This is a genomic window from Stenotrophomonas sp. 05L44_2, from assembly GCF_056665995.1.
Window position 1 is genome coordinate 1 of the sequence record NZ_JBFTNR010000761.1, and the last position, 1,936, is coordinate 1,936.

3 protein-coding genes are annotated in these 1,936 nt (G+C 66.6%); all 3 read right to left on the bottom strand.

Annotated features, from left to right (window positions below):
* On the bottom strand, positions 1 to 292 hold a 292-nt coding region (yajC, locus tag AC1VAN_RS20270; RefSeq protein WP_480986580.1), incomplete at its 3' end, for a preprotein translocase subunit YajC.
* Between the two features lie 136 nt (positions 293 to 428).
* Complete coding sequence (gene tgt, locus AC1VAN_RS20275) at positions 429 to 1,559, bottom strand: tRNA guanosine(34) transglycosylase Tgt (protein WP_480986581.1); 1,131 nt, start codon at positions 1,557 to 1,559, stop codon at positions 429 to 431.
* Positions 1,560 to 1,696: 137 nt separating this feature from the next.
* Positions 1,697 to 1,936: S-adenosylmethionine:tRNA ribosyltransferase-isomerase (locus AC1VAN_RS20280; RefSeq protein WP_480986582.1), on the bottom strand; the 240-nt coding region annotated here is incomplete at its 5' end.

The window sequence follows — 1,936 nt, forward strand, 5'->3', positions numbered from 1 at the left end:
TCTGCACGCGGATGCGCACGTTCTCGGCCACTTCGACGGTGACGAAGTTGTCGCCGATATCGGTGACCTTGCCGGCGATGCCGCCGTTGGTCAGCACTTCGTCGCCACGCTTGATCTTCTCCAGCATGGCCTTGTGCTCCTTCTGCCGCTTCATCTGCGGGCGGATCATCAGGAAGTACATGATGGCGATCAGGATGATCGGGAACAGCAGCGTGGTCAGGCCCATGCCCTGCGGTTGGCCGCCAGCGGCCTGGGCGTGGGCGGCGGGAATCAGGAAGGCAAGCAGGTTCATCGTTGGTCCTTTGGTTGGGCGGCGCTTCGGCCGTTTCACGGGCACGAGGTGTCGACCGCGGATCTGGGTCAGCCTTGAAGTATGCCACGGCCCCGGGCGTTCGTCCTCGGGCCGTTTGGCAGGGGGTGCTGCGGGTTTACAGGGGCGGCGCTACCGCCCCGCGTGCTGCGTAGAAGGACTCGCGGAAGGCCAGGAAGGTTCCCGCCTCGATGGCTGCGCGGATGTCGGCCATCAGCTTTTCGTAATAGAAGAGGTTGTGCTGGGTGCCCAGCATCGGCGCCAGCATCTCGTTGCAGCGGTCCAGATGGCGCAGGTACGAGCGGGTATAGCCGCCGGCACAGGCCACGCAGCCACAGCCCGGCTCGATCGGGTCCATGTCCCGCGCGTACTGCGAATTGCGGATGCGGACGGTGCCAAACGAGGTGAAATAGTGGCCGTTGCGCGCATTGCGGGTCGGCATCACGCAATCGAACATGTCCACGCCGCGGGCGACACCCTCGACCAGGTCTTCAGGGCGGCCAACGCCCATCAGGTAGCGCGGACGGTCGGCCGGCAGCTCCGGGTCCAGATGGTCGAGCATGGCGTTGCGCTCGTCTTCCGGCTCGCCCACGGCCAGGCCGCCAATGGCATAGCCGTCGAAGYCGATCCCCTGCAGGGCCTCGGCCGAACGGCTGCGCAGGTCGGTGTGCACCCCGCCCTGGACAATGCCGAACAGGGCCGCATCGTTGCCCAGTTCGTCATGCGCGTTGCGGCTGCGCTGGGCCCAGCGCAGGCTCAGTTCCATCGACCGGCGGGCGACGTCCTCGGTGGCCGGGTACGGCGTGCACTCGTCGAAGATCATCACCACGTCCGAATCGAGCACCTTCTGGATCTTCATGCTCTCCTCCGGGCCCAGGAACACCCGGGCACCGTCGGTCGGCGAGGCGAAGGTCACGCCCTGCTCGGTGATCTTGCGGCGGTGGGCCAGCGAGAACACCTGGAAGCCGCCGGAGTCGGTCAGGATCGGGCCATCCCAGCGGCAGAAGCCGTGCAGGCCGCCGTGGTCGGCGATGATGTCCAGGCCCGGCCGCAGGTACAGGTGGAAGGTGTTGCCGAGGATGATCTCGGCGCCCAGCGCGCGCACCTGGTCCGGCAGGATGCCCTTGACCGAGCCATAGGTCCCCACCGGCATGAAGGCCGGCGTTTCCACCGTGCCACGCGGGAAGGTCAGGCGGCCACGGCGGGCGCGGCCATCACGGGTCTGGAGCTGGAACTGCAATCGGGACATGGAGCGGTCGTTCGGGCAAATAGTCGCCCATTGTCTCCCAAAACCGCCTTTCCTGCTCCGGTAGCGCCGGGCCATGCCCGGCGGATGACCCGCAACTGCGCCTCTCCGGGCATGGACCGGCGCTACCCACCTCAGCCCTACCCCGCCTGCGGGAACAGCAGCATCGCGTCGCCGTAGCTGAAGAAGCGGTAGCGCTGCTCGATCGCGTGCTGGTAGGCCTCGAACACGCGCTCCTTGCCGGCAAACGCCGAGATCATCATCAGCAGCGTGCTTTCGGGCAGATGGAAATTGGTCACCATCGCGTCGACGCTGCGGATCCGGTAGCCGGGGGTGATGAAGATCTGCGTTTCGCCCGCTAACGGCAGCAACTCCCCCTC